The organism is Gimesia fumaroli, assembly GCF_007754425.1.
In the GTDB taxonomy this organism is placed as follows: Bacteria; Planctomycetota; Planctomycetia; order Planctomycetales; family Planctomycetaceae; genus Gimesia; species Gimesia fumaroli.
In genome coordinates this window covers 7,627,672-7,650,152 of record NZ_CP037452.1, presented here as the reverse complement: position 1 = coordinate 7,650,152, position 22,481 = coordinate 7,627,672, and the positions used below count along the sequence as shown (strand labels likewise).

At 50.7% G+C, this 22,481-nt stretch carries 20 protein-coding genes; 8 read left to right on the top strand and 12 right to left on the bottom strand.

What is annotated here, in order from left to right; all coding sequences use genetic code 11:
* Nucleotides 1–46: 46 nt before the first annotated feature.
* The 6 genes from Enr17x_RS29115 to Enr17x_RS29090 form a co-directional block, all read right to left on the bottom strand.
* Entirely contained in the window at nucleotides 47–541 is a 495-nt protein-coding gene (locus Enr17x_RS29115; RefSeq protein ID WP_232100896.1) for a 6-pyruvoyl trahydropterin synthase family protein, read from the bottom strand.
* A 54-nt stretch (nucleotides 542–595) separates the two neighbouring features.
* Complete coding sequence (locus Enr17x_RS29110; protein ID WP_145313815.1) at nucleotides 596–1,999, bottom strand: hypothetical protein; 1,404 nt, start codon at nucleotides 1,997–1,999, stop codon at nucleotides 596–598.
* Nucleotides 2,000–2,024: 25 nt separating this feature from the next.
* Nucleotides 2,025–2,510, bottom strand: a complete 486-nt coding sequence (gene hisI, locus Enr17x_RS29105; protein ID WP_145313814.1) for a phosphoribosyl-AMP cyclohydrolase — start codon at nucleotides 2,508–2,510, stop codon at nucleotides 2,025–2,027.
* 482 nt (nucleotides 2,511–2,992) lie between these two features.
* Nucleotides 2,993–3,985: a helix-turn-helix transcriptional regulator gene (locus Enr17x_RS29100; protein WP_145313813.1), complete on the bottom strand. Its 993-nt coding sequence runs from the start codon at nucleotides 3,983–3,985 to the stop codon at nucleotides 2,993–2,995.
* A 374-nt stretch (nucleotides 3,986–4,359) separates the two neighbouring features.
* Nucleotides 4,360–6,660, bottom strand: coding sequence for a TolC family protein (locus Enr17x_RS29095; RefSeq protein ID WP_198000868.1), 2,301 nt, complete (start codon nucleotides 6,658–6,660; stop codon nucleotides 4,360–4,362).
* 193 nt (nucleotides 6,661–6,853) lie between these two features.
* On the bottom strand, nucleotides 6,854–7,171 hold the full coding sequence (locus tag Enr17x_RS29090) for a DUF962 domain-containing protein (protein WP_198000867.1): 318 nt from the start codon (nucleotides 7,169–7,171) through the stop codon (nucleotides 6,854–6,856).
* Between the two features lie 217 nt (nucleotides 7,172–7,388).
* Between Enr17x_RS29090 and Enr17x_RS29085 the strand changes: the two genes are divergently transcribed.
* The 3 genes from Enr17x_RS29085 to Enr17x_RS29075 all read left to right on the top strand — a co-directional run bounded on the left by Enr17x_RS29085 (nucleotide 7,389) and on the right by Enr17x_RS29075 (nucleotide 11,275).
* On the top strand, nucleotides 7,389–8,561 hold the full coding sequence (locus Enr17x_RS29085; RefSeq protein ID WP_145313810.1) for an isocitrate/isopropylmalate dehydrogenase family protein: 1,173 nt from the start codon (nucleotides 7,389–7,391) through the stop codon (nucleotides 8,559–8,561).
* A 745-nt stretch (nucleotides 8,562–9,306) separates the two neighbouring features.
* Nucleotides 9,307–9,795, top strand: a complete 489-nt coding sequence (locus Enr17x_RS29080; RefSeq protein WP_145313809.1) for a hypothetical protein — start codon at nucleotides 9,307–9,309, stop codon at nucleotides 9,793–9,795.
* 478 nt (nucleotides 9,796–10,273) lie between these two features.
* Complete coding sequence (locus Enr17x_RS29075; protein ID WP_145313808.1) at nucleotides 10,274–11,275, top strand: alpha/beta hydrolase family protein; 1,002 nt, start codon at nucleotides 10,274–10,276, stop codon at nucleotides 11,273–11,275.
* A gap of 69 nt (nucleotides 11,276–11,344) precedes the next feature.
* Here Enr17x_RS29075 and Enr17x_RS29070 read toward each other — a convergent pair whose 3' ends face one another.
* The 3 genes from Enr17x_RS29070 to Enr17x_RS29060 form a co-directional block, all read right to left on the bottom strand.
* Entirely contained in the window at nucleotides 11,345–12,112 is a 768-nt protein-coding gene (locus Enr17x_RS29070; RefSeq protein WP_145313807.1) for an HpcH/HpaI aldolase family protein, read from the bottom strand.
* A gap of 628 nt (nucleotides 12,113–12,740) precedes the next feature.
* Nucleotides 12,741–13,259 (bottom strand): hypothetical protein, encoded by a 519-nt coding sequence (locus tag Enr17x_RS29065; RefSeq protein ID WP_145313806.1) that lies wholly within the window; start codon nucleotides 13,257–13,259, stop codon nucleotides 12,741–12,743.
* 49 nt (nucleotides 13,260–13,308) lie between these two features.
* Nucleotides 13,309–13,935 carry a hypothetical protein gene (locus Enr17x_RS29060; RefSeq protein WP_145313805.1) on the bottom strand — a complete coding sequence of 209 codons (627 nt, stop codon included), beginning with the start codon at nucleotides 13,933–13,935 and terminating at the stop codon, nucleotides 13,309–13,311.
* 319 nt (nucleotides 13,936–14,254) lie between these two features.
* On the opposite strand from Enr17x_RS29060, the gene Enr17x_RS29055 reads away from it, so the two are divergent.
* Nucleotides 14,255–16,057 (top strand): PQQ-binding-like beta-propeller repeat protein, encoded by a 1,803-nt coding sequence (locus tag Enr17x_RS29055; protein WP_232100895.1) that lies wholly within the window; start codon nucleotides 14,255–14,257, stop codon nucleotides 16,055–16,057.
* Nucleotides 16,058–16,102: 45 nt separating this feature from the next.
* Here Enr17x_RS29055 and Enr17x_RS29050 read toward each other — a convergent pair whose 3' ends face one another.
* Entirely contained in the window at nucleotides 16,103–17,026 is a 924-nt protein-coding gene (locus tag Enr17x_RS29050) for an ADP-ribosylglycohydrolase family protein (protein WP_198000866.1), read from the bottom strand.
* Between the two features lie 175 nt (nucleotides 17,027–17,201).
* Between Enr17x_RS29050 and Enr17x_RS29045 the strand changes: the two genes are divergently transcribed.
* The 3 genes from Enr17x_RS29045 (at nucleotide 17,202) to Enr17x_RS29035 (ending at nucleotide 18,830) form a co-directional block, all read left to right on the top strand.
* A complete protein-coding gene (locus tag Enr17x_RS29045) occupies nucleotides 17,202–17,495 on the top strand; it encodes a hypothetical protein (protein WP_145313802.1) in 294 nt (97 codons plus the stop codon).
* Between the two features lie 30 nt (nucleotides 17,496–17,525).
* On the top strand, nucleotides 17,526–18,185 hold the full coding sequence (locus Enr17x_RS29040; RefSeq protein WP_145313801.1) for a hypothetical protein: 660 nt from the start codon (nucleotides 17,526–17,528) through the stop codon (nucleotides 18,183–18,185).
* 231 nt (nucleotides 18,186–18,416) lie between these two features.
* Nucleotides 18,417–18,830: a hypothetical protein gene (locus Enr17x_RS29035; RefSeq protein WP_145313800.1), complete on the top strand. Its 414-nt coding sequence runs from the start codon at nucleotides 18,417–18,419 to the stop codon at nucleotides 18,828–18,830.
* On the opposite strand, the gene Enr17x_RS29030 is transcribed toward Enr17x_RS29035, so the two are convergent.
* Together Enr17x_RS29030 and Enr17x_RS29025 are read right to left on the bottom strand one after the other, a co-directional pair.
* Entirely contained in the window at nucleotides 18,827–19,630 is an 804-nt protein-coding gene (locus tag Enr17x_RS29030) for a DUF1583 domain-containing protein (protein ID WP_145313799.1), read from the bottom strand. The two genes, Enr17x_RS29035 and Enr17x_RS29030, sit on opposite strands and share 4 nt — an antisense overlap.
* A 94-nt stretch (nucleotides 19,631–19,724) precedes the next feature.
* Nucleotides 19,725–20,672: a DUF1559 domain-containing protein gene (locus Enr17x_RS29025; protein ID WP_145314269.1), complete on the bottom strand. Its 948-nt coding sequence runs from the start codon at nucleotides 20,670–20,672 to the stop codon at nucleotides 19,725–19,727.
* A 367-nt stretch (nucleotides 20,673–21,039) separates the two neighbouring features.
* Here Enr17x_RS29025 and Enr17x_RS29020 point away from each other — a divergent pair, with 367 nt between their 5' ends.
* Nucleotides 21,040–22,299 carry a glycosyltransferase gene (locus Enr17x_RS29020; RefSeq protein WP_145313798.1) on the top strand — a complete coding sequence of 420 codons (1,260 nt, stop codon included), beginning with the start codon at nucleotides 21,040–21,042 and terminating at the stop codon, nucleotides 22,297–22,299.
* Nucleotides 22,300–22,481 lie beyond the last annotated feature (182 nt).

Here is a 22,481-nt window from a genome sequence, read left to right as displayed (position 1 = left end):
GTATTGTTGTGTTGTTGATTCTGGCAAGAAGCCATGGCTGATTTTCCTACCAGTTCAAGCCGGTAGGAAAAGAGTCGGTTTGAAAGGCGTCGAACAGGCTGTGCTCCCGTTTTTCGTCCTGATCGATGGTCGCTTCGGCACAGGATTCTTCTGTTTCCCAGATCACGACTTTGACGGCCTGCACGCCGAGATCATTGAGCACGCTCGGACAGACTTCATCCAGTAGATAGCGGGCCATATTTTCCGCGGTTGGATTATAAGGCAGCACGAAGTATTTAGTCGGTTCGACCATGCGGATTGCGTTCAGGCCGTTTTCGTCTTCGACGTTGAGTAGAAACCCGTGGTCCCAGTTTTCATCGATCCAGCCTTTGAGCAGGGCTTTCAACTGAGCAAAATCAATAATCCGCCCGACGGCGTCGGTTTCCGGGCCGGTCACATAGAAGTCGGCGACATAGTTATGCCCGTGAAAAAACTGGCATTTTCCTTCATGGCGAAAGAGACGGTGTCCCGCATTGAACTTGACCCGACGCATGATTGTCATACCCATGATACTCACTCAACCTCTAAACTGACTTTGAAAATTTTAAATTGATCGTTAACTATCCAACAACGATTTCATACCCTGCGTAATCACGGCATCGACCTTGGGATCACAGAAGGCAACACTCACTTCATACCCGCCGGCCGGGTATTCTTCGGCAACGGGAATATACCACGGCCCGCCGTCACCATAGGCGGCGGTGGCGATAAACTGATCGGGTTGAATACTCTGCGCCCGTATTTGATATTCGATAAAACTCTCGGCCGGGAGATGCAGCGTTTTAATGTCGTTCATCTGCAGCGAACTGAGCGTAATCGGCACTTTCTTCTGCAGCCGTTGTAACCAGGCGAGCATGTAGGAAGGACGATTCCGGTTCACCACACTGTTGGCTTTATTTGAGATCGTCTTTTTGAGTTCCTGCTCGTTGAACGTGTCTCTGACCGGCGGGAGAATGTCGTGTGTCTTCCAGGTGACATGTCCGATCGGTTCCGGCTGTAACTGCTTTTCGGAAGCGATGATGCCATCATAAATTCGCCGTGCCAGAATCGCTCGTAGCGGCTTGGAGCCATCGTTGTATTTGCCGGCTGAAATGTTGCCTGCACAGCCGGTGAAATAAATGTGAGTACAGCCTGGCTCTTCCTGCTGACGTTGTTTCCGGGCGATGCCGGTAAAGTCACTGCTGACGCGCCCGTCGCCGTAATAACTCATCGGATGCGTCGCGTAATAGTGGCAGGATACCAGCTTCTTGTCTTTGTTATAAAAGGCGATCGTTTTCAGGAAAGGGTCGATGGTCCCTTCGGTCAGGCTTCGCAGTCGTTCGTCTTTACAGCTGCTTCCCCGCATGCGAACGATTTTTCCGTTCTTGTCCCGGTCGATGCGGCGGTTCGAGGCAACCTTATCGACTTTCCCCTGGCTGTGTGCGACATGGGTCACTGGCTGCGATTTGGGAATTGCCTTCGCGACCGCTTTACGGGCTTTGTCCAGGCATTCGCTGAAAAAATCGAGTTCGACAATGTGCGGCAGGTCGCCCTGCTCGAGTACGATCTGTTCGGCGTTTAAGCAGGCAAACGGTGCATTGTGCTGATGCACGCATTGCACGGCGACGCGGTCAATGCTGGTGCCAGCAGCGTCCGCCAGCGCTTTCCGCCAGGCGATGTGGGCGTCGTTTAACAAGCCCGTCCAGTCAACAGCGCAGACCACAATGGGCTTGCCAGCCCCCAAAAGTACATAACCGATGGCTTCGAGCGAATCATCGTAGCCGACAACCGGCTTGATCCAGCCGCCACATAGTGAATGTCCCTTGGGTGGAGACACATCAAAGCGAAACGGGGCAATCTGTAAATTCGGGTTTTGTGTGGTCTCTTCGCTGTTGGCGAAGGCCCACTGTTCGAGAGAAAGCGCACTCCCGCCAGCAGCCAGTGAGGCAGCTAAAAAATCGCGTCGACTGAAATGGTTCATAATTCACCTGTGGTGGGTATACCGTTTACAGTTTTGTGGGATTGGGAGCGTCTCCATAGACCTCTTTGGGGTCAAATGTTTTTTCTGTTTCTGTAAATTCGAGTTCCAGACCTTTATCCTGCACTTCCTGCCCGACGGGGACGCGTCGGTAAAAACAGGATCGATATCCTACATGGCAGCTGGCGCCGCCACCCATGACCTCTACACGCATCCAGATCGTGTCCTGGTCATCATCGATCAACAAGGCTTTTACTTTCTGGACCAGCCCGCTGGTCGCTCCTTTGTGCCAGAGTACCTGGCGACTGCGACTCCAGTAGACGGCTTCACCCAGTTCAATGGTTTTCTTAAGTGCCTCTTCATTCATATAAGCGTGCATCAGCAACTCACCCGACGCATAGTCGGTGGTGACGACGGGAATCAGACCGTCCTTATCAAATTTCGGAGCCAGCTCATTTCCTTCTTCTACCTGTTCGACTGAAGTCCGTTCCGAGAATTGAATTCCATCTGACATGATTTTGTCTTTCCTCACTTCGTTTATGTTCTTTATCTGACAGTGGAAAAAATCTCCACTTCTAACTGTCTTTCTGGGTTTTGGGTCTTTCCAGGAATGGGATGCTTCCTCGATCCCCGGATAAGAAACAGCATGGCTGGATACATCATACGCAAAGGATGACGTCAGACACATTGTTTGAGACGCTGTTCAAGCGGAAATTGGGAGATTTCCTGCCAGCGGGTACGGTTTTACTACTCTAAAATAGTAAACCTAATGGTGGGGCAGGTCAGTAGATTCAGCAGGGATTTTAAGAGGTTTCGCAGAATAATCGGCGTTTACCCGGGGATCAGTATACATGCGCGATCTTAAATGAAATCAGGGACGGCGAGGTTCAACTTCTATCTGATAGATCAGACCATTTCCGAACTCAGAAGTTCGTTTTTTTGCGTAAATCTTTACAGATTTGACCAAGACTCCCAGCCATTCGCAGAGAGGAACACTCATGAGGTGGGATGCACACCGGGGCTGTAAATTTGCATCATGCTCGCAATTTTATCTTTAATCAGATTGCGAAATGAACGGGGGGAGATGACTTCAGCTTGATCGCCGAAACTTAATGCCCAGTCGGAAATCCGTTCCAGGCTGTCAACCTGAGCACGAAATTCGATGACACCACCCTTCAGTTTCTTAATCTCTTGTGATTGATCCCAGCACATCAGCGATACCGTTTCCGCGACACTGCTTTGGAAACGAATTTTGACCGGGATCGTTTTACGGGATTGACGAGCCGGATTCCAAGAGGTGGTCAGATATCGGTCCAGGTTGAAGCGGGACGGTTTCTTGAAGGATTCCTCCAGGATTTCTGATTTCAGAATTTTCAGCAGTGGGAACACTTTGATTTCACGATCCAGCGAAGACCGCCCCACAACAAACCACTCATGATTCGAATACAAAATATGATAGGGGCTGAGCATTGTAGAAAGCGTTTTCTTTTCTTTGCTGCCTGTATAATGAATGCGAACGTTCTTTTTTTCGATGGTCGCTTTAAACAGATTTTTGTAGTGAATTCCGCTACGCATGGCTGGGTTGAATGGCGGGAACCAGATCGAAATCGATTGGGCAGCGTCGATCACATTTTCCCGTAACGAGTCGGGTAAACTGTTTAGGACTTTGGTTGACGCTGACCGGGCAAAGCGATGCACAGGGAGCCCGACGATTGCTTTATCGAGATCCTGACATAAGACGAGCAATGCAAGGACCTCTTCAAACGTCAGATCTTTGAACGGGACGATGGTTCGCCAGGGTAGCGTATAGCCCTGTTTTTCTTCGTCATACAGAACGTAAATTCCAGATTCCTGAAGCGTTCTCAGGTCCCGAAAGACGGTCCTTCGGCTGACTTCGCATTCGCTCGCAAGTTGTGCAGAGTTGTAAACTCGTCCCGACTGTAGCAGCGCTATCAGTTTCAGGAGACGGTGAATTCGTCCAGCCACCATTAATTAACTTTTGAATGCTTTCCACAGGCCTGGTCAGTGGCGGGCTTTCAAACCCGAATCCTCAGGTTGAATTGTTTCAACGATTTTTCACAAGATCAACGTCTCGGAAACAAAAGAAACAAGTCAACTGTTGAATACAACAATCGATGGAGATGGACATCGATACGAATACAAGGCAAGCGAAAAAAGCGGCAGCAGGTATTTCACTCACATCATTCGTCTAAATCTAGCATGTACTTACGAAAAAATGTATTGGAAATTAGAATTGACGTTTCAAAAAGGCGAATGCTCAAATTCTAACCTGAGCAGGTTGCATTATTGCGACAATGCGAATAATCCAACCTGCTTCCAATATGACCGATCTGACACGTTAATTAGTCGACAAAACTTGTGGCAGGTCGGAATTCAAGATTCAGGTTGTCCATTGTCTCGGAGATCGGTAACTCATCCTGCTGAGCTGAGACTTGCCTGATATCAAATACAGGCTGTTCTCCCTCGGCGTCAATCACGACTTTGACAGCAGCATCCATTTTAGTTGCTGCAAAGGGATTTCTACTTGGAGGGGCGTTGAGTTCCAGGCGCGCCGCAGGTTCAGCTGGAACTGAGGGTACCGGCGGAGCGTAGTCCGGACTCATCTCTGGTTCGGGTACCGGAAGAATATCCGGCGTCAGACCATCCTGTTCTGATGAGTACGATGTCTCTCCATCTGATGGCATCACACCAACTTCTCCAATATATCCTTCAGCCACAAAGGGTTCCGGCTTGCTACGCAGTTTGTGGGCATCGATACCATGAGTTCTTGCCCAGGCACGTCGCAAGGCCTGTTGGTAAGCCACAGGATTCCATTCGCCTTCCATTAAGTGGACGTTGTTGTGCTTCAGCAAAGTCCCTTTCCATTTGTGGAGGTTCTTAATCGCAACATTATAGGAGACCAGTGATCGATAGTATTCGGTCTCGGCCGCAGCCAGACTGGATTGAGCACGCAACAAGGTATCGAGTGTCGTTGTTCCAGCTTGAACTTCTGCGTCAAACAATTCAACACGTCTACGTGCTGCACGCCAGCGGTTGAAGTTGGATTGAGCCGTCGCATAGTTCTTGGTCAAATCCTGGAATGTAATCGCCAGTTCCTGGCTGACGTCCATTTCCTGTGCCTTCAGCACGGCACGTGCTTTTGACAATCGAAATTCAAGGTTTTCAACCTGAGCATGAGCAGACCGGAAACCAAGGGGCATGCTGAATTCGAATCCTAGCGTCCAGCTGTCCTGATCGTTCTGCATCAACGTTCCGTAAGCACTATGCAAACCTTGTGCAGTAATGCCGTCTGTATTGCTCTGACTTAACAGCCGATCGCCGAATGCATTGACCTGATAACTGGAAACCAGGTCCAATCGTGGTTTGGTCAGGCTGGTTGCTGCCAGATGTTGAAATTCAAGACTTTTGATATTCCACTTTTGTTTGCGGAGTTCAACGCGATGTACCAGCGCTTCCGTCAGACACATGCTCCAGTCTGGAGTAAACTCGGCGGCAATCGGGTCATCAATCGGTCGAATAATTTTCCCGTCATTCACGGGCAGACCAACGAGTCGACGGAACCGGCTTTCTGCAGTGTAAATATCGCTTCGTGTGGCCTGAACCAGCGATTGTGTTTCAAACAGACGGTCTTTCGCCTGTGCTTCGTCGGCTGGTTTGAAGTTCCGAGTACCACCGGCTTCCAGTTTGGCATGTGCCTCCCGCCAACTGCGTAATGCTGAATTACGAGCGACAACCTGGGTATCATACAGGCGATATGCCAGATACAGTTGCCAATAACTTTCTTCGATATCAGAAATCAGGTTTCGTACGTTTTTCTCAAAGTCGGCCAGCACCAGGTCGTTGTTGATTCGGGCAATCACAACCCCCTGGCTTACACCGGTAATTCCAGTAAATCCGGAACCGATCGGGCCGGCAATCCGCGTGTATTCAACCCCGGCTCCAGCCAGGAATGGTTGACGATAAGATAAGCCTGTGTTTCCGGAATAGTTGGACGGAAACAGTTGGCTGGTCGAGTTGCTGCCGTTGTAATTCCAGTTATGTGAAACCGCAAATTGGCCACCGTTGGCAAAGGTCTTGGATAATCCCGATTGAAACTGTCCGGTTTCCTGAGTCAATGTACCACCGGGAATCCCACCGAAGAACGGACTGTTCTGCACTTGTTCCGAGCGGCCCCAGAGCATGTTCGTGGTAAATGTCGTATCAAAGGCAGACAGTGCTGCTTCCACACCCCGTGATCCACCCAGCAAAACGTTGGTTTCCTGGATCGACGGGTCGAAAATTGTAGGCGTGCCATCCGGATTATTTAATAAGCCGTTACCGTTTGTTCCCAACGTTCCGGAAACACGAATGACTTCGCTGTTGGCCAGGCCCAGATGGATCGCATCCATTAAAGGCAAATCCCAGATTTCATCTTGGGAGCGGTCTGCCAGTGTCCGCGGTTTCCCTGAGAACGTAATTTCTTCCGGGGTTTCTTCAAAAACAGCCGGATACTCGATCTTGGTCGCGACATCTTCATAATATTGAAGATCTTTGTCTCCAAGATAATGCAGGTCCGTATCAGTACCCAGACCATGACAACCAACAAGTTGGCTGGTTATTAAGCATCCACAGAATAATTGGTGTAACTTCTGACGAAGGTTCATGTATCCATCCTTAAAGACATGAACGTCGATTATGGTTACAAAGTGTATTTTCATAACCACTTAGGGTTCATAATCGATTGTAGTTTCGGGGAGAATTCACCAATGCACGGAGACGGTCAGCATTGTGTTCTGCACACGGATGCGCAGAACAACCTGCCTGGTTGGCAAAATCACTACATTCGGTATCGGCGATTTAATCGTTACAACTTGACTTTTTTGACGATTGGTCAAAATTCATGCGATTTTGAGTGTCTGGACCGAATTCTGTGTAAGGTTTTCCCAGCAGTTTCTTGACCAAAATGAGCTCGCCAGCATCGTTTTGTTCAACGAAATGCCCCAGAAACTGCAGGAGATAGCCGGTGACAAATGCGATTCCGGCAAAAATCCACTCTCCTGCCAGCCCAAATCCGATCAATCCGCCAAAAGTCAGGGGAACCCCAATTAAATGCAGGACCTGATTGGTTCGATTTTGGTGACGGAGAAGGTAATTGTGCATAAAACGCTGGATCATCGGATTCCCTGATCGGCTCGAAAAGTAAGCGACAGCCATCGCGTATAGTTGAAAAGCGAATTCTGTTTTGATACGGTCACTGCTTGCCTGTGAACTATCTAATTAGTATCCACCAGTATGGCCTTTGGTTTCAAGAGTCAGCAGGCGAAACGCATTATGTTCATGCACTTGAGATCCTGGTCGCATTCCCCTTTTGTCAGAAGTATTTGAGGAAACGATGTATAAAGTCACATTAATTCCCGGAGATGGAGTTGGTCCGGAAATCGCCGAGGCTACAAGAAAATGTGTTGATGCGACAGGTGTCAAAATCGACTGGGATGTTCAGGAATGTGGAATCGAAGTCATCGAAGCCGAAGGCGGCGTACCCGACCGGGTGATGGATTCGATTCGCGCCAACAAAGTGGCTTTGAAAGCACCGATCACCACACCCATCGGAAAAGGCTTCCGTAGTGTGAACGTCTTCCTGCGACAGGAACTCGGCCTTTATGCCTGCGTTCGTCCTTGTAAAACCTACAAAGGCGTCCGGACTTACTTCTCCGAATCCAATGTCGACCTCGTCGTTGTACGTGAAAACACCGAAGACCTCTACGCCGGCGTTGAATTCCAGGCCGGGGAAAAGAACACCGCATCGCTGATCGAAAAGATCAACGAATTCGCGACCGGTAAAAAAATCAATACCCCCCTCGACGAAACCGGCATCAGCATCAAGCCGATGTCCTATCAGGGAACCCGCGATATCTGCAACTATGCATTCAAATACGCGGTCGACAACAAACGCAAAGCAGTCACCTCGATCTGTAAAGCCAACATCATGAAGTTCACCGATGGTCTTTGGTACGACGAAACACGTGCCGTCGCACAAGCCTATGGTGCGAAATTCGAATGGGAAGAACTCGCCGAAGGTGTTGCTCCAGATGCGAAGCTCGCTGGCAACGTGCCCGATTGTGGCGGTAGCATTGAGTACAATGAGCGCCTGATCGACAACATGTGCATGCAGCTCGTTCAGAAACCTGAGCTGTACGACGTGCTCGTCACCTCCAACCTCTATGGCGACATCCTCAGTGACCTCTGTGCCGGTCTGGTCGGCGGTCTGGGTGTCGCTCCCGGTTCGAACATCGGTCCCGAGTCGGCTATCTTCGAAGCAACTCACGGTTCTGCTCCCAAATACAAAGGACAGAACAAAGTGAATCCGGTCGCTCTGATTCTGTCTGGTAAAATGATGCTGGACTACCTCGGCGAACACGATGCCGCCGCTAAACTGGATCAGGCCGTTGCTGACGTCATCGAAGAAGGCAAAGACGTGACCTACGACCTGAAAGACGATCGCAACGATCCCACAGCCGTTGGTACTCAGGAAATGGCTGAAGCCATCTGCAAAAAGATGCAGTAATTTCTGAGATACAACCAAAACGCAAAATCAACGATGCAGGGCTAACTTCAGGCTCTGCATCGTTTTTTCTTGGGATCAGCAAAACAGTCTCCTGAAAAAATTGAACTTGACGGCAACCCGCCATTCTGAAAACTGATGCGTCTTTAGCGTCGCGCGCGAGAACACCACTGGTTCAGGTGAAACGCCGGAACGACTGAGAAAACCAGCACTACAAAACCCCCTTGTTTCAGCATGATTTTCAAAACCTCTGCTCATGCGACCCCCGTTCATCGCAACGCTTCGCAGCCGCTTCAAGAAATTTCGTAAACGCTTCACAAGACTTCCTTCCATGTTCAATTGACGTTCAAATGACCAATTCATCGCAACCCCTTGACTCTCCCACGCCTTTCAAAAAAATACATGTAGAGAAAGTCATCCATCAGAATGTCACTTTGATTCCGATTAACTTCCTCTACCGTAAGCGGGTCGGCGCTAGCCGCCGGTATTGAGTTGGGGCGCTGTTTCAAAACTGGTGGCTAGCGCCATTCCGCTCACAGGAACAATGACCAGGAGACCGTCTGAAAATTTCGTGGTAGTAAAACAGGGTAAGATCGTCTACCTGAATTGCTTCCCCAACTTAAAATCCAACCTCACCGGCGATCAACACCAATTCTACAAAATCGCCTTTGCCTCTCAGAGATGAAAACTGATAACCTAACAGGATGAGCAGTTCGACATAACGACTGGACCAATCCGAGGCACGCCAATGAATATATTCAACCTCAAACAGCAACGAGGACGAACATGGCTGGCTGGCATACTCGTTCTGCTGCTCGCGTATCGGCTGACCGTAAACTATCAGCCACCCTTGTCTGTTGTTGAACAACAACTGGTGGGTGAATGGATCGGCACACCTCCGGGGCTCTCGCGCATCTTCAAACCGGATCGAACCTTCCTGACGTCCAACGGTCAGTTTGCAGGCGTCTGGCGCATCGAGGAGGGAGTATTGACGGTCACCGCTCATCAGCCATATGAGCTCCCCCGCTCTCTTAGTCTCAACAGCCTCAGCCTCTCTTTTGATTCGTTTCAGAGATCGTTCACACAGGAAACCTATCAGTGGCAGATTGAATTTTCCGACGACGGCAAACAGCACACACTGAATCATCCCGTTGACAAACAACACCCCGACGGAAAATGGCACTGGCACCGCAAACAAAACAAAACCAGTGAACGCCCCGACGCCATCCACCGGTGAAAACCAAACGAATGTGATCACATTCTTTAGGGGGCGACCCATGTGTCGACCCGTTGTATCCACGATGTTTGTGTTATTTGGAATGAATGGGTTATGAGGTTCCATCGCGAGTCAAAAAAATCGCACCCCACCAGGCGGGCGGACACACGGGTCCCGCCTCTACGAAAAAGTCGGCAAGCTCAAAACAAATTCGAGCAAAGGTTAACGCAAACCAACCCATGAGCGGCATGGCGCCAGCCACCGTTTTTGAACCGACGTTCCCAAACCAAAAGCGTCACCGATAATCTCCCCCGCCCCAAAATATCTTTTCGTGTGTTTTCGTGCCTTTCGTGGTAGAAAAAATACAAAACCGAACCACCGGCCCATTTCCACCGAAACCATTTGCACTCCCCCGTGTTCCATTTGTATCCTCAAGCTAATGGCACCACGTGCGCTCATTTTCATTCAACACATGCGGCCCATTCAAAAGCGACACATCATGAAACCTCTGCCCATCACACTCGCGATTCTCTCAGCAGCAATCCTTTCAGCCACCAGTGCGATCCAGGCAGAAACATACAACCCACTGGAAAATCCGAAAGCGAAACTGCCCGAACCGATCGACGTCACCATCCACGATGCATCACGACAGCGCGATATTCCACTGCGAATTTACCTGCCGACACAATCGAAACCCGCACCCGTCGTTCTCTTCAGTCACGGACTCGGCGGCGCGCGCACTGGCTCTCAATATCTGGGAAAACACTGGGCGGCCCGCGGCTATGCCGTCGTGTATCTTCAACATTACGGCAGCGATGAAACGATTTGGAAAGAGGTGGCGCTGAGGCAACGAATCAAAGCTCTCAAAGGAGCCGCATCGCTGCAAAACAGTCTTGATCGTTATCAGGATGTACCAGCTGTGCTGGACCAGCTCACCAAATGGAATACCGATGAGAAACATCGTTTCCATCAACGCTTCGATTTGAAACGCATCGGCATGTCGGGGCACTCCTTCGGAGCCGTCACGACGCAGGGAGTCAGCGGCCAGTCCTGGCGATTCGCAGGCAAGCGATTTACAGACCCGCGTATCAAAGCCGCCAACATGTTCAGTCCCAGTGTTCAAGGCCGCGCCAACCCCGAACTGTCATTTGGTCAGGTATCCATCCCCTGGCTGTTACTCACCGGCACCAAAGATACGTCACCCATCAACGACACCACGGTGGAAAATCGCCGCCAGGTCTATCAGGGATTGCCCAACACCATTGATAAATACGAACTCGTTCTATCCGATGCACAACACTCCGCCTTCTCCGATGGCAGACAGCGCTTGGGAGTTCCCCCTCGCAACCCCCAGCATCATCCTGTGATCCTCGCCGTCACCACCGCTTTCTGGGACACCTATCTGAAACAGAATCCAGATGCCCGCAATTGGCTCCAGGGAAAACCCTGCCGACATCTCCTCGCCCCCCAGGACGAATGGCAGTTTGAAAAAGCAAAATAGCATTCATCCAGCCACGAACAAAGTTGAACCACCTCTATCATAACCGGCACGCCGCTCACTTGAATCTCTTCAGCCCTTGCGCAGTTCACTGAAGGCGCTTTCCATCGCGTGTTGCATCATCAGGCCGTCGTTGGCATACACGACCAGTCGGGCACCCTGGCGGATCGTGCGGACGGCCTGCTTCGTTGTGCCAAACCAGCAACCGGCGGCGACATGCTGTTGATTGGCGACGTCAATCACCTTCTGAATGGCGGCGATCAGATCGGGGTTGTCATATTCGCCGGGGATGCCCATGTTCGTCGTCAGATCACCCGGCCCGACGAAGACCGCATGGACGCCGGGAATCGAACAGATCTTTTCCAGGTTTTCGATGCCGGGCACCGATTCGATCATTGGAATGAACAGCGTGTTCTCGTTCTTCTTCTCAATGTAGTCGGCCGTTTTCTGATTCACGAACTTGCCCGTCTTGAGCACCTTGTCCAGCACGATCCCTTTCAACGGCCGATAGACGGCAGCCGCCGCCAGTTCCTGTGCTTGTTCGTATTCTTCGACATAGGGAACGACCACGCCGTCGAAGGTATCACAGACGCGGGCGACATCCGCGGCATCACGGCTGTGCGTACGGGCCAGACAGACGATGCCTTTGGAATTCAACGCATACCGCAGCGGCAGGAACTCGGCGAGATCGAGCGTGGTATGTTCGGGTGTGACGATCACAAAGTCGAGCGAGTTCTTCGGAATCGACTCGACCATCGCCGGCACCACGGAATACTGAAACAGTGAACCATATACGGTCTCACCTTTAATCAGTTTGTCTTTCAACTTCTTCACCAGCATAACCGCCGCACCTCAACAACAGAGAACAGGAAGGAATTCGCCAAAAACACTCACTCTATGATGCCGGCTGGGGATGTAGATGTAAAGAAAAAGAAGAAGATCGGTTTAATAATCACTCACCGAAACATTTCTAGAATTGAGAGTGCCAGTCAATTCATTTCCACCCGACGTAAGTTTGCCACATCGAGGACCAGTTCCAAAACGCGAGACAGATTTCTGGTATAAACAGCAGAAGCACAACTGCACGCAGAAAAATATTTTTAGTCAGACTATAAATGATCATGCCGAGCGCCAGAAACGAAATAACAAAACTGGCCAGTGAGAGTGGATTAAGAAGGAACAAAAAAATCAGAGAGAACGCTCCCGCGCCAAATAGATCCGATACGATTGAAGCCAGATAATACTCCAAAACCAGTGCGAGCCAGAAAAAGATGACTGGGAGATATGGGGGGAGTATTATCAGACAAAAAAACAGTAATAGCAATTGCAGCTTCTGATTCTGAAAATAGGATTCGAATGTCACAGAATCACTTTCTCATTGCCAGTTGCATTTACCACTTCTTATTGTGGAGTTCCGTTTAAACGCCATGCCGTCTCGTGAATAGTTATCGATGAAACGAGAGAAAAATTATTTCCTGATCCAGCCGAGCTTGAAGCGATCATCATAATCCGGCCAGCCGTAGGCACCTACTTGATCTTCGACACCCATCATATTTGATTTAGCGATTGGCAGATCCTTGAACAGTTTTTCTTTACGGGCCTTCAGAAGAATTTCTTTCAACACTTTTCCTATTACTTCGGCCAGATCATCATCTTCGCCCAGAGTCTGCTGATTTCCATCAGGGAGAATCAGTTCAATTGGCTCGCCCTTATCGCAAAATGCATCGACGGCCTTAGCCCATTTTGGGAATTCGAGTTGGTTCTCTTCAATATAGGAATTCCACTCTCCATCCGGCTCGCTGTCTGGGCGCGTATCAAAGACAAGTGCAATCCAGCCAGCCTGATCGACGGAATATCCCAAGGTGATCTGGGAAATCGGATCTTCATCTTCTCCGGGGCCACGATTGATATAGATCGGGTAATCACGTACGCGTTTCTTGACGAGTTGATAGATTTTTTTGGCGTCGTTTTTGAGGTTCAGTTTCATGAACGTATTTCTGAAGGAATAGAAAGTGGGAGAACAATATCCACAGAGATTATTCTTCCTCAGGATAAAGAGTACTATAAAGTGCGTCAAACGCCTGGGGCAATTCGGGCAAGGGTTGCAGTTCTTCTGCTTCGGGATCCTCGGGCAGCGGCTGAAAATCGATGTAGCGCAGATTCAACGTCACGTCGTACTCACCCAGTGTCATATCCAGCAGAATGAAGGCTGCGCCCATCATTTCCTCCCGGTTCTCCTCGGTGAGGTCCGGGGCAAAGAGAATCAAATCAATGGCGCCCTCTTCGGTCTGGAGCCAGAAATAAAAGTCGTTCGCGATCAGTTCTCGATCACCAAATTGCAGGCCGAATTGCGTTACGTCGAGCCTCTGGCGAAACGGCGTAAACGTCCAGCCGGGAAGTTCGGGGGCATTTTCTGTCAGCGCCAGCACTGCGGGAAATAAATCCTTCATCCCATCGGCACTGATGACCAGATCACGAACCCCTTCTGAATCCACAACGGAGAGTTCGAAGGTTAACCCGTCATCGACTTCGTACAGCCGCTCACCCAGTTCTTCCATCAGCTCAGCCTGATGATCTTCGAAACTGTTAAACCGGTTGAGGTTGGTTTCAAACCAATTCCAGAATGAAATCACTTCTGACATGAGTTCCGGATTCGAGTTCATAGCGATACCCTTTCAATGAAAATTGCGTCGAGAATGCCTGCGAACTGAACACCTAATCATGCTCTGCCTGGAATCAGAAGTAAAGAAAAAGTAGTGGAATTGACAGGATAATCGTAATCTTTGCAAATCAATAATTGACCATCTAAAACGTTGATTTCAATTCAGGCGACTCATTCATATCACCGTTCCTGCATTTGACACGGGAATTGGTCTCGTTACAGTTACAGAAATGAGACGGGCCGGGACGCGCGGGGTGTGCTGTGGGTTAAGTTTGCCAATCATTGTCGGGCCGTCTTCCTCTCTTTCATCAGGGCTTGTCATGACAGACACCAATCACACGGAAACCGACACCAATCCACCAGAAGAACCTGAAACGAATGCAGCGGCTCCTGCTGTGGTTGAATTGAAGCCATTGCGGATTTGGCCGCCGGTTTTATTGCTGATCGGAATGGTCGTAACCCGGTTGGCGCCGCAGTGGATGGACTCGGAAACAGTGCTGTCGATCATGCTGTCGGTATTCGGGCCGCTGGTTTGTGGCGGCCTGATTTTGGTCTGGTGGGTGTTGTCCAGCCGTGCGACGTGGAAGGAAAAGTTGAGCGGGTTGGTTATCGCTCTAGTTGCGGGGGGCGCGACGCTGGCGCTGCTTGATCCTACCATGCTGGGGCCGGGGGTGATGTTGATTACCGGGCCGATGGGAATGGGGCTGTTCGGGATCGCGGCGGTGCTGGTTTCCCGTATGCGATCTGTGAAGCGAACAGTGATTATTGTCGCTTGTTCGGTACTCGGCTTTGCCTTTTCCCTGTTGCTCCGCGCGGAAGGGATGTGGGGCGACTACGACATGGCGCTGGCCTGGCGGTGGACGCCGACGGTGGAAGACAAGTTGCTGGCAAGAGAAGACGTGACGCCTCCTGCAGATCAGACTGTTCTGACAGCGGCGATGGAGTCAGCGCTGGCGAAACCGGAGTGGCCCGGCTTTCGCGGCGCGATGCGCGACGGAGTCTTGACGGGTGTGTCCCTCGATACCGACTGGAATTCGGAAGTGGGATCGCCGCTATGGAAGATTCCGATTGGGCCTGGCTGGTCTTCGTTTGTGGTCGCCGGCCCGTTGCTGTTTACCCAGGAACAACGGGGCGAGGAGGAATTGATCGTCTGTTACAATGCGGAGACGGGAGCTGAACTCTGGAAGCAGGAAATCAAAGCCCGCTTTTTTGATGCGCTGGGCGGACCCGGACCGCGGGCGACTCCTGTGCTGGCGGACGGCGCTCTGTATGTCATGGGGGCCAGTGGGCATGTGTTACGACTCGATCCGCAGACCGGCGAGATCGTCTGGCAGCAGGACATTCGCAAAATTGCGGACCGGGAACCGCCGATGTGGGGCTTCAGTTCTTCGCCGCTGGTGGTGGACGGAACGGTTTTCATTTACGCGGGCGGTAAAGAACAGAAAGGGCTGTTGGCCTTTGATACTGAAACCGGGGATCTGAAATGGTCGTCTCCCGCCGGCGATCACTCTTACAGCTCCCCGACACTGTTGACAATCGCCGATCAACCCGTGATCGCGATGCTGACGAACAAGGAACTGACGCTGCTCGATCCCGCCGAAGGTACGGTCCTGCTGAACTATGATTGTCCCTCGGAGGGTCAACGTACGCTACAACCCCAACTCGTGGGCGAGAATGAAATCATGATTGCGACCGGCATGGGAAAAGGCATTCAGAAAATTCGCGTTACGAACAACGACGGAAAATGGACGGCAGAAGAGGTATGGATTGCGCCCCGACTCAAGCCGGACTTTAATGACTTTGTGATCTACGAAGGGCATGCCTACGGTTTTGACGGCACAATTTTTACCTGCATTGATCTCAAAGAGGGAAAACGCAAGTGGAAAGGCGGCCGGTACGGGAAAGGCCAGGTGCTGCTGGTCAAAGATTCGGGGCATCTGCTGGTGATCAGCGAACAAGGCGAAATCGTGTTACTCAAAGCAGACCCCTCAGGACATGCAGAGTTGGCAACGTTTCCCGCCCTGGATGGCAAAACCTGGAATCATCCGGTGCTGATCGGAGACCGATTGTATGTCCGCAACTCCGAACAGGCGGCCGCGTATCGACTGCCGGTTGTGAAGTAAAGCAAACCGGATGAATTGAGGAACGCTGGGAAGAGCGCGCTTGTTCTACTCCTCCAGAATGCCGACGAGTGCCAGCTCCAGCATATCTTTTCGTGCCAGCCCTGCTCGCAAGCTTTGCGGGATCTTGGATTCACCCCAGCACGCGCCCGCCAGTTGTCCGCAGATCGCACCGGTGGTGTCGGCGTCGTCTCCCAGATTAACGGCTTTCAATACGGCGTCCTCAAATGAATCGGCATCGTGGAATGCCCATAAAGCGGCTTCCAGGCTTTTGATGACCCAGCCGGACCCCTTGATCTCAGGAGGCTGTTTCTGACGAAAACTTCCTTCTGCGATTTCCTGAACCAGCGGATGCAATGGCTTGATTTCGTTGAGTTGCTGTAATGTCTGCCAGTTGGGAGAGAGAACCTGCTCTCGCGGTTCTCCGTGAATGAGCGCTGCCAGCACACAGGCCAGATAGCGGCACGCTGACAGGCATTGCTCACTGGGATGCGTCGGCAGACTCGATTCTTCCGCCAGTTTTGAAAACGCAGGCAGATCAGTCGCATAAAGAGGCGCGTATCGAATGGGTACCGGGGCCAGCCGCATGATCGAACCGTTGCCGCTGGCGTATTCGGAAGGATCGCCTGACGCGAGCGCATCTTGATCGGCAGAGAAATGGGACAGCGCGCGCATCACAGTCATACCAATATCGAAGCAGCGACCATTGACGGAATATGTACCTTGCTTCCACCATTGCACATATCGGCTTGCTTGATCATTCAAGTCCCAACCGGTTTGAGCGATACTCTCTGCGAGAGCAAGTGCCATACTGGTGTCGTCGGTCCACTCTCCCGCTTCGAGCCCATGCGGCCCACCACTTCGATATCCGGTCACGGGCGCAAAGCTGCCCGGGGCATCGAACTCAACAGCAGCCCCCAGCGCATCTCCCACAGCCAGTCCGATCAAGGTGCCTCTGCTTCGGTCTATCATTGGTATTCCTCGGTTCCTATTTACAATACTGTACCATCATTTCGAACCAGACCAGATTAATGTCAACAGATTTCGCTCTAATCAAAAAAAGACTTGCGATTCGCGCTCATCCTGTGACATCATATCCTTCGTCCTTCAGAGACTTTCATCTTACCCCAAACCCGGGAGGTGACCTATGCTGACGCTGGATGTGAATGACCAGTATTCCCTCGAACTTGCACCGGAAAAGTCAGGCGTTCGTCTTACATTGATGAAAGCGGGGGAGCAGCAGGTCTGTCGTAAAGCGACCCGTAAAGAGCTCCAGGAGTTTTCAAAGCACAAAACCACGACCGCGTTTAAAGGCCGTCTTCAACTTCATAAGCATCAAGGGAAAATCAAAATCGAAGCCAAAAAAGAAATCGTCGGCTCGATTCCTGTCAAACTGTTTGAAGCTGCCATCTCGGAGATTCTTCTCTGTAGTGTCGCATAAGCGTCGTTAATAAATAGAACAGAAAGACCAATGGCAGAATTTAAAAAATATTATCGGACTCTGTTTTCCCAATTTGGTTATCCGCTTACGAAGAATACAGCGGTTCCTTTGAAAGCGATCAAAGATGCGGAACAACGTCTGGGGATTAAAGTTCCCCAGGCACTTCGTGATTATTATCTCGTCGCCGGGCGTGAAAAACGTTTTAACAAAAGTTGTAACCGATTGCTTGCACCTCGCGACTGGTCTGTCGATAAACAACGGCTGCTGTTCATGGAAGAAAATCAGAGCGTACTCTGGTGGGGTGTTTCGATTCGCAACCCGGATACGCAAGATCCTCGCATCTCACAAGGACACAATGACGACCCCATTACCTGGTATCCCGAACATCCTCAATGTTCTGTATTCCTGGCAGTGATGCTGCATTATCAGGCTGTGAATGGCGGTTTTCGTTTCTGTTCTTCAGCAAGTATTCCCGATGATCTGGACTATCAATTTAAAAAACAGGGTTGGACACTTTATGGTACCCTCAATTCTTTGCAGGCTTATAGTCGCCAGAATCAGGTGGTATGCCTGGTGCCGTCGGAAATGTTTGCTTTTATGGGAAAATGGACGGTCATGGCAGGAGCAAAAACGAAACGCGACCTGCAGGCAATCGAAGCCGAGCTCGGCTTCGAATTTGAATCCGTTTAAGCGTCGATTATTTGTTGTGAACCTGCAAAAAAGAGAAACAAAAAATGATCGAGCGAGCAGGCTGGTGCGTTTAAAACAAATCACAGCAAACGTTATCCCAGTCTTAAGGCAACCATTATGCGGTTTTACTGCTGTCTTCACTCACTGAATAGACTTCTGGTTTTGTTCGCCTTGTTACTGGTCCCTTGTGGGTGTGGTCAGCAAAGTAAATCGGGTCCCCTTGACGTAGCGATGGAGCTTCAGACAGCAGGAAAAACTGATGAAGCGATTGAGATGCTCTCAGAGGAAGATATCGAGAAAGCCATTCAGTCTTCGTCTCTCAGAACATTGAAAATGAGTGAGACACAATTTAAGGCCCAATTCCGTTGGGGGCGGAAGCACTCTCAAGAGGAATTAGTCTATTTGGTGCCTTTAATCAAACGGGCTGCCTTCATTCAAATTGAACAATTACAGGCTGCTGAAGAAGCAGGGCTGTCAGCCAAATCGAAGTTGTATCGGGAGCAATTACAACGCCTGATTCAGGATCTGCAAGACAACAATAGGGTGTTGCTCTATCAGCAGTTGGGAAAAGTCATCCAGCGGAAGCTCAAACAGATCACCTCTAAGGAAGAGCTAAGCGAATCCGAGACAAAGGCCACCGACTAACGCCGCTGGTACCAGAGGATAGTGCCGAGAAGAACGACGAGAATTGCGACTGCGATGCCTGAAATGGTCCAGACGGTCCAAACGGTTTTCACTTCCGGTAGCGGTGCGGCTGAGTGCAGCATTTCTTTGGCATTCATCGTGAGCTTGGTCAACAACACCTTGACCGGCTGTTGATCGCCGCCCGTGTCTGCCATGATCTCAATCCGTTTTAGTGGTTCCGGTCCAAAGCGGACCTGTCTGAGTTCTTTGAATTCCAGCGCGTCTCCCTCTTTTACGAGGAACGTCAGCGTGGCATTTTTACGAACCAGTTTCAGTTCACCCGAACTCTCTTCCGACGGAACGCGTTCAACCAGCGGCGTCCAGGCATCCTTCTTTTTGACCCACATTGCCGTGGATAATTTCTGCTCGCCGTCTGCTTTCATGGAGCGCGAAAAGTTGGCCCGTTCATTATCGGTTTTGAACAGCTTTACCATCAGGCCCGTGCCATACCCTTTTTCGGGGCGCGCAATCTGTCGCATTTTATAACCCACGGTAATTTCAAAATCGCCCTTCACGGCAAAACGTGTTGCGTAGCCGACTTGTGTTTTTTTCGATTTCTCGTCGGGAGCCGTCAGCAGCATCCCTCCTTCAGTCTGCTTGCCTGGAGGAGTGGCTTTGGTACCGATGGCTCTGAAAACCAGCGGTTCCCACTCGGCGGTCGCAAAATCATAGGTGAATTCTTCCGCCTCCACATGGCTGGAACAGAGCAGAATTCCCAACAGGAATACACATCGAATGGATTTCTTTGGAATGCACGTCATGTTGCTTACCGTTAGATTGTATTTTTGAATTATTCTCAGACTGGATTATTGAAATACCGGAAAGGAAGACCTGTAGAAGCACTTGGGGGCTACTTTAAAACTCGCCAAGAGTTTCGCCATCGGCTTTATCTCCCAGGCGTCGCCAGGTTTCAATGTCGATGGAATCAGAAACAAAGCGTACCGCGCCATCACACAGCAGAACTTCCACGCCTCCCGAATGAAAACTACGCGGAGCTGCTAAGAGAACCTGAGGCTGACCGGGTGAGCCGTCCTTGAAACTGCTGCACTCGCGTTCGTCGCTATTGGGTTTCAACCAGGTATTGAATCCCCAGTCGCGCACACCGGCTGCGCGAGCCCATGATTGCCCTCGGGCATCATTGAAGGGTGTGGGCAATCCCGGACAGGCAGGCGGATCGCCGCCCGGTGTTTCCTTAAAAATGGTATGTGAAAACACTTCAGATGCTGCCATTGTGTTGGAAGCGCCGTCGCTGATGTCACTGATGGAGGTCCCCCGATTCAAGGCAAACACGCCACGCTGTCCGGTAAAGTCGAGACTGCGACCCAGACAGGCAATGAAACTCGTGCGTGCCAGATCGGGGCGATTCTGACTGCGAACAATGGCATCGGAAGGACACCGATAGCCGGGCATCTCCTGCATCGCCAGAATATAATTGTCCGCGCAGAGGGTATCACTGAATCCGCCGGTGACTGTGCAGCTCCAATCGTACTTATTATAAGCGGGCCCCTGATCCATCATCGGCAGCAGACGCACCAGCCAGCTTCCCATATTCGCACCATAGTTCGACTCCGACCCATAACAGGCGGGCGGCGGAAACATTCGGTGCAGATCATGGTAGTTGTGTAGAGCAACCCCAATCTGATGCAGTTTATTCTGGCAGTCCGTTTTCCGCATTGATTCCCGCGCCTGTTGCACTGCGGGCACTAAGAGCGCAATCAACAGCGCCAGAATGGCAATGACCACCAGCAATTCGATCAAAGAGAACCCGCGGCGATCAATTCGCCGACTGGAATCCAGTCTCATTTAAAACCCCTTGCGTAGTACACATGTATCGTTTTTTGTCCTCAGCTTAAGCCGCATGTTGACATGTGTCAATTGCTGTTGCTTGTTATTGAGAGACACAATTCCATTCATTGTTTGTTTAACGATCTTTGTCACGAATAAAATTGTCCCTGGAATAGGACGCTTGGATCACAAAAACCAGACACAGATGTCTGATCAATCCTCTTTGGGATCACCTGTACAGATTGTTTTCATTATTTTATTGAACAGGACCAATTCCAAGTGTTAAAATAGATAACATGGACAGTATTTGCCGTGAGGGAATGCGGAGCGCTCGTGACCAAACTGGTCTACCATAGTTCATCTTGCACCCATCGAGGTTCGTCGAATGTTTGTCTTGGCAACGGTGTGCATCTTCTGCCTGTTCTGTTTCGCGGTTTTGAATTTCTACTGGGGGCATAAAACAGCCCGGCTTTATCGCACTCATCTCAATCAGAGTTCGAATAGTGATTTCACGCCCGTCGCAACCGTCATTTTGTCGTTGCGCGGCAATGATCCGTTTCTGGCAGATTGCCTGGGCGGTTTATTAAATCAGGATTATCCAGCGTACACCGTCAAAATTATCGTTGATCACGTCGACGACCCGGCTTTGACATTTGTGGATCAGTATCTGGAACAGCATGCACATCCGCACTGCGAAGTCACGATTCGGGAAATCAACAACGGTGCCTGTGGCTTGAAAAATGCATCGCTTGTGCAGGCGATGAAAAGTCTGGATGAAAATGTTGAAGTCGTCGCCTGGCTGGACGCCGATGTAGTCCCCCACCGTAGCTGGCTGAGAGAGCTTGTCGCGCCGTTACAGAATCCGGACGTCGGAATTGCTTCGGGAATCCGCTGGTATGCACCACGAGATGCGAACCCCGGGACCATGATCCGACATGCGTGGAATACGGGGGCGTTGATTCAAATGATCTCACTGGAGATCGCCTGGGGCGGTTCGATTGCATTGAGTCGCTCTGTTTATCAGAGTCCGCTGCTCGCGGACACGTTTTTGAAGATGCTTTGGGATGATACCGGACTCAAATCTATTGCTGCGGAGTTAGACAAGCAAGTGCACTTCGTTCCCGCGGCGACCATGATCAATGCGGAATCGATCCCCTTTCCATCGTGCTTTCGATATATGACCCGCCAACTGGTCAATGCCCGTTTCTATCATTCAAAATGGTGGTTGATCGCGACCGTCGGGTTCGGAATGGCGGCGGCACAAACAGTACTACTCATTCTCGGATTGAAGTTTCTATCTGAAGGAAATCTGCTCTGGGCAGGACTCTCTGCCGGTGGTCTGCTGCTGAGCAATGGCTGTGTGGCCGCGGCCATTTATCGAGTCAGCCTGTTGATTCAGCAGACGGTCCGTTCGCGGGGCGAAGACTTTCAACGACAGCCATTAAGAACAATGGGCTATCTCTGGATCACGATGTATATTTTCAGTGCTGCCCTGTTCGCTGCCATGAAAACCAAAATCATCAACTGGCGCGGCGTGATTTACCATGCCCCTGCTCCCTGTCAGGTTGAGATTCTGCATTACGAGCCTTTCCAGGAAGCAAACGAATTGCAAGCTCCGCTGGAACTGCAAAACATCTCGCTCTAAGTCTTCAGAAGTGCGGCAATGGAAAACTCATCTGAGGAATCAACTGCCCTTTGATCCGATGGCAACAATCGATAAGATACCGAAAAATTTCACTCAGCCAGGTTCCAGAAGTGGCATGGCATCAAGCTGATGCTGGCCGGAGACTTCACAACGTTGGAACTGTTCGCCGACTGTGATCACCC

What these genes read in the sequence shown, in the direction of transcription:
- Enr17x_RS29115 (WP_232100896.1), bottom strand. Translation starts at nt 541, where the DNA reads ATGACAATCATGCGTCGGGTCAAGTTCAATGCGGGACACCGTCTCTTT.
- Enr17x_RS29110 (WP_145313815.1), bottom strand. Translation starts at nt 1,999, where the DNA reads ATGAACCATTTCAGTCGACGCGATTTTTTAGCTGCCTCACTGGCTGCT.
- hisI (WP_145313814.1), bottom strand. Translation starts at nt 2,510, where the DNA reads ATGTCAGATGGAATTCAATTCTCGGAACGGACTTCAGTCGAACAGGTA.
- Enr17x_RS29100 (WP_145313813.1), bottom strand. Translation starts at nt 3,985, where the DNA reads ATGGTGGCTGGACGAATTCACCGTCTCCTGAAACTGATAGCGCTGCTA.
- Enr17x_RS29095 (WP_198000868.1), bottom strand. Translation starts at nt 6,660, where the DNA reads ATGAACCTTCGTCAGAAGTTACACCAATTATTCTGTGGATGCTTAATA.
- Enr17x_RS29090 (WP_198000867.1), bottom strand. Translation starts at nt 7,171, where the DNA reads ATGATCCAGCGTTTTATGCACAATTACCTTCTCCGTCACCAAAATCGA.
- Enr17x_RS29085 (WP_145313810.1), top strand. Translation starts at nt 7,389, where the DNA reads ATGTATAAAGTCACATTAATTCCCGGAGATGGAGTTGGTCCGGAAATC.
- Enr17x_RS29080 (WP_145313809.1), top strand. Translation starts at nt 9,307, where the DNA reads ATGAATATATTCAACCTCAAACAGCAACGAGGACGAACATGGCTGGCT.
- Enr17x_RS29075 (WP_145313808.1), top strand. Translation starts at nt 10,274, where the DNA reads ATGAAACCTCTGCCCATCACACTCGCGATTCTCTCAGCAGCAATCCTT.
- Enr17x_RS29070 (WP_145313807.1), bottom strand. Translation starts at nt 12,112, where the DNA reads ATGCTGGTGAAGAAGTTGAAAGACAAACTGATTAAAGGTGAGACCGTA.
- Enr17x_RS29065 (WP_145313806.1), bottom strand. Translation starts at nt 13,259, where the DNA reads ATGAAACTGAACCTCAAAAACGACGCCAAAAAAATCTATCAACTCGTC.
- Enr17x_RS29060 (WP_145313805.1), bottom strand. Translation starts at nt 13,935, where the DNA reads ATGAACTCGAATCCGGAACTCATGTCAGAAGTGATTTCATTCTGGAAT.
- Enr17x_RS29055 (WP_232100895.1), top strand. Translation starts at nt 14,255, where the DNA reads ATGACAGACACCAATCACACGGAAACCGACACCAATCCACCAGAAGAA.
- Enr17x_RS29050 (WP_198000866.1), bottom strand. Translation starts at nt 17,026, where the DNA reads ATGATAGACCGAAGCAGAGGCACCTTGATCGGACTGGCTGTGGGAGAT.
- Enr17x_RS29045 (WP_145313802.1), top strand. Translation starts at nt 17,202, where the DNA reads ATGCTGACGCTGGATGTGAATGACCAGTATTCCCTCGAACTTGCACCG.
- Enr17x_RS29040 (WP_145313801.1), top strand. Translation starts at nt 17,526, where the DNA reads ATGGCAGAATTTAAAAAATATTATCGGACTCTGTTTTCCCAATTTGGT.
- Enr17x_RS29035 (WP_145313800.1), top strand. Translation starts at nt 18,417, where the DNA reads ATGGAGCTTCAGACAGCAGGAAAAACTGATGAAGCGATTGAGATGCTC.
- Enr17x_RS29030 (WP_145313799.1), bottom strand. Translation starts at nt 19,630, where the DNA reads ATGACGTGCATTCCAAAGAAATCCATTCGATGTGTATTCCTGTTGGGA.
- Enr17x_RS29025 (WP_145314269.1), bottom strand. Translation starts at nt 20,672, where the DNA reads ATGAGACTGGATTCCAGTCGGCGAATTGATCGCCGCGGGTTCTCTTTG.
- Enr17x_RS29020 (WP_145313798.1), top strand. Translation starts at nt 21,040, where the DNA reads ATGTTTGTCTTGGCAACGGTGTGCATCTTCTGCCTGTTCTGTTTCGCG.